This is a genomic window from Streptomyces niveiscabiei (assembly GCF_001419795.1).
In the GTDB taxonomy this organism is placed as follows: domain Bacteria; phylum Actinomycetota; class Actinomycetes; order Streptomycetales; family Streptomycetaceae; genus Streptomyces; species Streptomyces niveiscabiei.
Map to the genome: position 1 here is coordinate 1 of NZ_LIRL01000090.1, position 5,769 is coordinate 5,769.

Annotated in this window: 7 protein-coding genes; 6 read left to right on the forward strand and 1 reads right to left on the reverse strand. The window is 72.5% G+C overall.

Features of this window, described 5'->3' with window-relative positions:
• From AOK24_RS05545 to AOK24_RS05565, 5 genes are all read left to right on the forward strand, one after another.
• Positions 1-319 (forward strand): HIT family protein (locus AOK24_RS05545; RefSeq protein ID WP_055718929.1); only part of this gene is annotated, 319 nt, incomplete at its 5' end.
• A gap of 29 nt (positions 320-348) precedes the next feature.
• On the forward strand, positions 349-1,560 hold the full coding sequence (locus tag AOK24_RS05550; protein ID WP_107103899.1) for an FAD-dependent oxidoreductase: 1,212 nt from the start codon (positions 349-351) through the stop codon (positions 1,558-1,560).
• A gap of 163 nt (positions 1,561-1,723) precedes the next feature.
• Complete coding sequence (locus AOK24_RS05555; RefSeq protein WP_055718931.1) at positions 1,724-2,731, forward strand: alpha/beta fold hydrolase; 1,008 nt, start codon at positions 1,724-1,726, stop codon at positions 2,729-2,731.
• A gap of 20 nt (positions 2,732-2,751) precedes the next feature.
• Entirely contained in the window at positions 2,752-2,931 is a 180-nt protein-coding gene (locus AOK24_RS05560; RefSeq protein ID WP_055718932.1) for a hypothetical protein, read from the forward strand.
• Between the two features lie 38 nt (positions 2,932-2,969).
• Complete coding sequence (locus tag AOK24_RS05565) at positions 2,970-3,521, forward strand: CGNR zinc finger domain-containing protein (RefSeq protein WP_055718933.1); 552 nt, start codon at positions 2,970-2,972, stop codon at positions 3,519-3,521.
• A gap of 72 nt (positions 3,522-3,593) precedes the next feature.
• On the opposite strand, the gene AOK24_RS05570 is transcribed toward AOK24_RS05565, so the two are convergent.
• Entirely contained in the window at positions 3,594-4,283 is a 690-nt protein-coding gene (locus tag AOK24_RS05570) for a GNAT family N-acetyltransferase (protein WP_055718934.1), read from the reverse strand.
• A gap of 207 nt (positions 4,284-4,490) precedes the next feature.
• Between AOK24_RS05570 and AOK24_RS05575 the strand changes: the two genes are divergently transcribed.
• A complete protein-coding gene (locus AOK24_RS05575) occupies positions 4,491-5,561 on the forward strand; it encodes an ABC transporter substrate-binding protein (protein WP_055718935.1) in 1,071 nt (356 codons plus the stop codon).
• Positions 5,562-5,769: the final 208 nt, after the last annotated feature.

Consider the following 5,769-nt stretch of genomic DNA (forward strand, 5'->3'; position numbering starts at 1 on the left):
CCTCACCCCCGGCCACACCCTCGTCGTCCCCCGCGAGGAGGTCGACCGCTGGACCGACGCGGACGCCGAACTCCTCGCGCACTGCGTGTCCGTGGCCCAGAAGATCGGCCGAGCCGCCCAGCACGCCTGGGACGCCCCCCGCGCCGCCCTGATCGTCGCCGGCTTCGAGGTCCCCCACCTGCACATCCACGTCGCACCCGTCTGGGAGATGGGCGACTTCGACTTCTCCAAGGCCGAGATCGAGAAGGACGAGACGAAACTGGACGAGGCGGCGGACCGACTGCGGGGGGCGCTGCGGGAGTTGGGGTACGTGTCGTAGGCCCCGTGAAATCATCGGTGAACAGGGGCATTTCACCCCTCGGCCGAGCGGAAGGTGGAGCGGTGGCGCGAGTACTGGTCGTCGGTGGCGGGATTGCGGGCGCGGCGGCGGCGTTGGCTCTGGACAGGGCGGGGCTGGACGTCGAGGTGTTCGAGGCGCATCCGGACGCGGCGGAGGACATCGGGGCGTTCCTCACGCTCGCCAGCAACGGGATGCGCGCGCTCCGGGAGATCGGCGCGACGGAGGCCGTCACCGCGATCGGGTTCCCGCTGAGGTCGATCCGCCTGCTGGAGAGCACGGGCGCCGAGGCGGCGCACGCGCCGATGGGCGAGGCGGCGGACCCGGCGCTGACCTTCCGCTGCCTGCGGCGCGGGGAGTTCGCGGTGGCGCTCCAGAAGGAGGTCGCACGGCGCGGCATCCCGATCCGGTACGGCGCCCGCCTCACGCACGTCGAGGACCAACCCGGCGCCGTCACCGCCCACTTCGCCGACGGCACCGCGGTCACCGGCGATCTCCTCCTCGGCGCCGACGGCCTCAACTCGGTGGTCCGGCAGGCGGTCGCGCCCGACGTCCAGCCGGCGTACGCGGGCCAGTACGTCTTCTACGGCTACACCACCGACGCCGGACCCGCCGCCGAGACCGACTGCTTCACCATGGTCCGGGGCAGCGCGGCGGCGTTCGGGTTCGCGTGTTCGCCGGACGGCGAGACGTACTGGTTCGCCCGGGTCGGCGGCGACCCGCTGACCGCCGAGCGGATCGAGGAGGGAACCCCGGAGGGCTGGCGCGAGCTGCTCGTACCGCTCCTGCGCGAGGACGACACCCCGGCCGCCGGTCTGGTCGCCGCGACCCCCGACCAGCTCATGGTCACCAACGCGACGGAACTCCCGGTCGGCATGCCGTGGCGCTCCGGCCGGACCCTGGTCCTCGGCGACGCGGCCCACGCGGCGTCCCCCGCGACCGGGCAGGGCGCCTCGATGGCGCTGGAGGACGCCGTCGTCCTCGCGAAGTGCCTGCGCGACCTGCCGGACACCGAGACGGCGCTCGACCGGTACGAGGCGCTGCGCCGCCCGCGCGTGGAGCACAACATCGTCGCCAGCGGCGCCATGTCGCGGGGCACGTACAACGCGACCGACGCGAACGGGCGCCCGGTCGGCAAGACACGGCCCGGCGATGACACCCTCGCGGAACTCCTGGACTGGGAGGCCGACATCGTCGGCATCGAGGACTTCTCGACGGAGTGACCTGCGCGTCACCGGTCTGAGGCGGCACGGCGATTTCTCGCCGTGCCGCTCTTTTTGCGTCACATCGCTCGATGGATGCGCGCTGCCCGGTTGACGTCACCGGTTAAAGCGGTGACGATAGGCATGTCAGCCTCACTCGGCACCCCGCGAAAGGGAACTCCACATGATCGGCAGGCGCACCTTCACCAAGGCGATGGGCACGGGCGTCGCGGCCGTCTCGCTCGGCGGCATCCGTACGGCGTCGGCCGCATCCTCCGACTTCTCGCAGGTCAAGCAGGTGCGCGCCGGTCTCCTGGACGTCGGCTACGCCGAACTCGGCCCCGCGCACGGCCCCGTCGTGATCTGCCTGCACGGCTGGCCCTACGACATCCACAGCTACGCCGACGCCGCCCCGCTGCTCGCGGCCCGGGGCTACCGCGTGATCGTCCCGTACCTGCGCGGCCACGGCACGACCCGCTTCCTGTCCGACCGGACCGTCCGCAACGCCCAGCAGTCCGTGATCGCCCTCGACGTCCTCGCCCTGATGGACGCGCTGAAGATCGAGCGGGCCGTGCTCGCCGGCTTCGACTGGGGATCGCGGACCGCGGACATCGTCGCCGCGCTGTGGCCCGAGCGCTGCAAGGCCCTCGTCTCCGTGAGCGGCTACCTCGTCACCAACCGCGAGGCCAACCTCAAGCCGCTGTCCGCGACGGCCGAACACGCCTGGTGGTACCAGTACTACTTCGCCACCGAGCGCGGCAAGGCCGCCCTGGAGACCAGGGACCTGCGCCGCGACCTGGCCCGCCTGGTCTGGGAGACCGCCTCCCCGACCTGGTCCTTCGACGACGCCACCTTCGACCGCGCCGCCGCGGCCTTCGACAACCCCGACTACCCGGCGATCGTCCTGCACAACTACCGCTGGCGCCTGAGCCTCGCGGACGGCGAACGCCGCTACGACGCCCTGGAGAAGCGCCTCGCCGCGCGCCCCACGATCGGCGTCCCGACCATCACCCTCGACCCCGACCGCGACCCGTTCACCGCGCCGGGCGGCGGCACGACGTACCGCGACCGGTTCACCGGCCCCTACGAGCACCGCACCCTGACGGGCATCGGCCACAACGTCCCCCAGGAGGCGCCCGCCGCCTTCGCGCAGGCCGTCGTCGACGCCGACCGTCTCCAGTCGAACCAGTGACGCACAAAGGAGCAACGACCATGGAAGACACCGCCGCCACGATCCGCCGGGCCAGGTTCGGCAAGCTGCCCGAGCGCGTCCGGTACGACGAACTGGTCGAGGAGAGGCCCGCGACTCCGCAGGACGCGGCACGCTTCGACTACGACGCGGACGTCACCCGGCGCACCCTCGCCTGCCTCGCGCTCGACCTGGGGCTCTGAGCCTTGCCTCGGTGACCGTCACCCTACAGAATGGTGATGTGAACCTCGACCACGTCTTCGTCTGCGGCGACCCGGCGCTCGACTTCGCCGCCACCCTCCGGGCCCGCCGCTCCGCCCGCTTCGAGATGTTCGTGAACCCCGACCGCCTGACCGCCTGGTACGTCGAGTCCGGCATCGTCGACGCGGTCTCCCCGGCCCAGGACAGCGACGTCGAGGACGCCAAGGCCGTCCGGGAGGCGATCTACCGGCTGGTGACCACACGCCGGCTCGGCGAGACGTACGACGGCGCGGCCCTGACAGTCGTCAACAACGCGGCCCGCAAACCGTCGGCCGTACCCCAGCTGACCCCCTCCGGCCGCTGGACACAGGCCACGCCCGAAGAGGCACTCTCGTCGGTCGCGCGACGGGCCGTCGAACTCCTCAGCGGCCCCGACGTACCCCTCCTCAAGGAGTGCGGAAACCCCGAGTGCACCCGCACCTACATCGACCGCTCGCGGGGGACCCGGCGGCAGTGGTGCGGGATGGAGTCCTGCGGCAACAAGATCAAGGCAGCGGCGTACCGGGCACGGAAGAAGACGGCGTCTGTGTAGTTCCGCGCCGGGAGCCGGTGGGCGACGCCGTGCACGGAGGCCGGGCTGCTGCTATTCGGGCCGCCTCGGGGGTCAGGGTGTGCGGAAGCCCTGGAACGTCACCTGCTTGCGGGTGGTGAAACCCAGGCGTTCGTACAGGGTGCGGGCTGCGGTGTTCGTTTCGGCTACGTGGAGGAACGGGAGTTCGCCGCGGGCGAGGATGCGGGTGGACAGGGCGTCGACGAGGCGTGCGGCGTGGCCCTGGCCGCGGGAGGCGGGGTCTGTGCAGACTGCGCTGATTTCGGTCCAGCCCGGGGGGTGGAGGCGTTCGCCTGCCATTGCGATCAGCTTGCCGTCGGCCCGGATGCCGAGGTAGGTGCCGAGTTCGACTGTGCGTTTCCAGAATGGTCCCGGGCGGGTTCGCTCGACTAGGTCGAGCATCTCGGGTATGTCGTCCGGGCCCAACTCCACGATTCCGGGCGCCTGTTCGGGGCGCCTCGCCCCGGCCCACACCAACTGGCGGCCTTCGAGGACGAACACCGGCGCCCACCCGGACGGCGGCTCGGCCGGCGAGCTGAACATGTCCGCGAAGCCGTCCGGTCCGAGGAGTTCCGCGAGATCGGCCCAGTCCGATGGGTCCGGCGCGAGGGGCACCGCCGAGAACGTCGCCACGTCCGCGAGGTACGTGGCCGCTCCGCCGACCCGGCGCGCGAGGTGCGCGTGCCGTCCGCGCAGCGATTCCCCCACCGGGTCGTCGAGCACCCTGACGTCAGCGTTCTCCATCGCCCTCCGCCTTTCGGACCGTGTGTACCGGGATCGTCCGCCGATCATCGTACGTACCGGCCGGACCCCGGAATTCGCTTGCCCGGGGGCGACGAGGGCGGATGCAATGACGGTCATGATCAGTGAGGCGTGTCCGCCGGGGCGGTACGAGGTGATGTGGCGGGTGCCGGTGGAGCCGGCCCGGTGCCGCCTGGAGTGGGCCGGCGCATGAACACGAAACCCGGAGCCATCCGTATCGGCGCCCTCGCGCCCCTCACCCGACCCGGCTGGACCGAAGCCGGTCACCATCTCCTCGCCGGGCTCGAACTGGCCGTCCACGACGTCAACGGCGCTGGCGGGATCTCCGGGCGCCCCCTGGAACTCGTGGTCCGGGACACCGCCGCCGACCCCGACCGGGCGACGGCGGCCGTCGACGAACTCTTCGCCCTGGGCGTCGCCGCCCTCGCCGGTGAGTACCACAGCGTCGTCGCCCGGGCCGCCGCCACCCGGGCCGCCGGTCTCGGCCTGCCCTACCTCTGCTCGTCGGCGGTCCTCGACACCCTCACCGACGGCCCGACGGACCAGGTCGCCCGCCTCTCCCCACCCCAGTCCCGGGGCTGGCGCCTCTACGCGGACCACCTCCTCGCCACCGGCCACCGCCGGATCGCCGCCGTGACCCAGCCCAGCGTCTACTGGGCGTCGGGCCTGCGCATCCTGCGCGACCACCTCGCCCCGCACGGCGCCACCGTCCTCGAACTCGCCCCGGACCCGGACCTCCTGGACCGCCTCGCCGCGGACGGCGCCACCGCCCTGCTCCTCCTGACCGGCCACCCCGAACCGGCCGTCCCGATCGTCCGTTCCGTACGCCGCGACCCCCGCCTCACCGGCCTCCTGATCGGCGCCCCCGCCGGACAGCCGGAGTTCCCCGAGTGGACGCGCGCTCTCGGCACCGACGGCACCGGGATTCCTTTCCTCCGCTACCTTCCCGACCGGCTCACCCCTCTCGGCACCCGAGTCGACACGACGCTCCGTGAACGACTCGGCGTCCCGCCCTCCTTCGTCGCCCACGAGGGCTACGACACGATCACCGTCCTCGCCGCCCTCCTGCGCACCCACGGCCCCGACGCCCCGCACCTCACCGCCTCCTGGCCGCACATCACGATCGACGGCACCCGAGGCCGCATCCGCTTCTCCCACGCACCGGCCACAGGCATCTGGCAGTGGCCGGACCCACCTCTCCAGATCACCGACAGGGACCCGGCGGACCCCCACCACTTCCGCACCCTCCGCACGGGCTGACCAAAGCCCCCGCGCACCGGAAAGAGCGGCACGGAGAGACCGCGCGAGGGAGGGGGCCGACGGCGGAGCGCCGGCAGCGAGGGGCTACCGCAGCTCCCGCCTTCCCCTCGCCGCCCCACACTGCTGTCGCTCCGCCTCCCCGCAGGGGCTGCGCTGTCCTCCCACACGGCCCCTGCCGCTGAGCCCCTCGCACAGCACCCCCGCACAG

Bases quoted from the DNA above. Each gene is read 5' to 3' on its own strand.
- AOK24_RS05555 (WP_055718931.1), top strand. From the start codon at position 1,724: ATGATCGGCAGGCGCACCTTCACCAAGGCGATGGGCACGGGCGTCGCG.
- AOK24_RS05560 (WP_055718932.1), top strand. From the start codon at position 2,752: ATGGAAGACACCGCCGCCACGATCCGCCGGGCCAGGTTCGGCAAGCTG.
- AOK24_RS05570 (WP_055718934.1), bottom strand. From the start codon at position 4,283: ATGGAGAACGCTGACGTCAGGGTGCTCGACGACCCGGTGGGGGAATCG.
- AOK24_RS05575 (WP_055718935.1), top strand. From the start codon at position 4,491: ATGAACACGAAACCCGGAGCCATCCGTATCGGCGCCCTCGCGCCCCTC.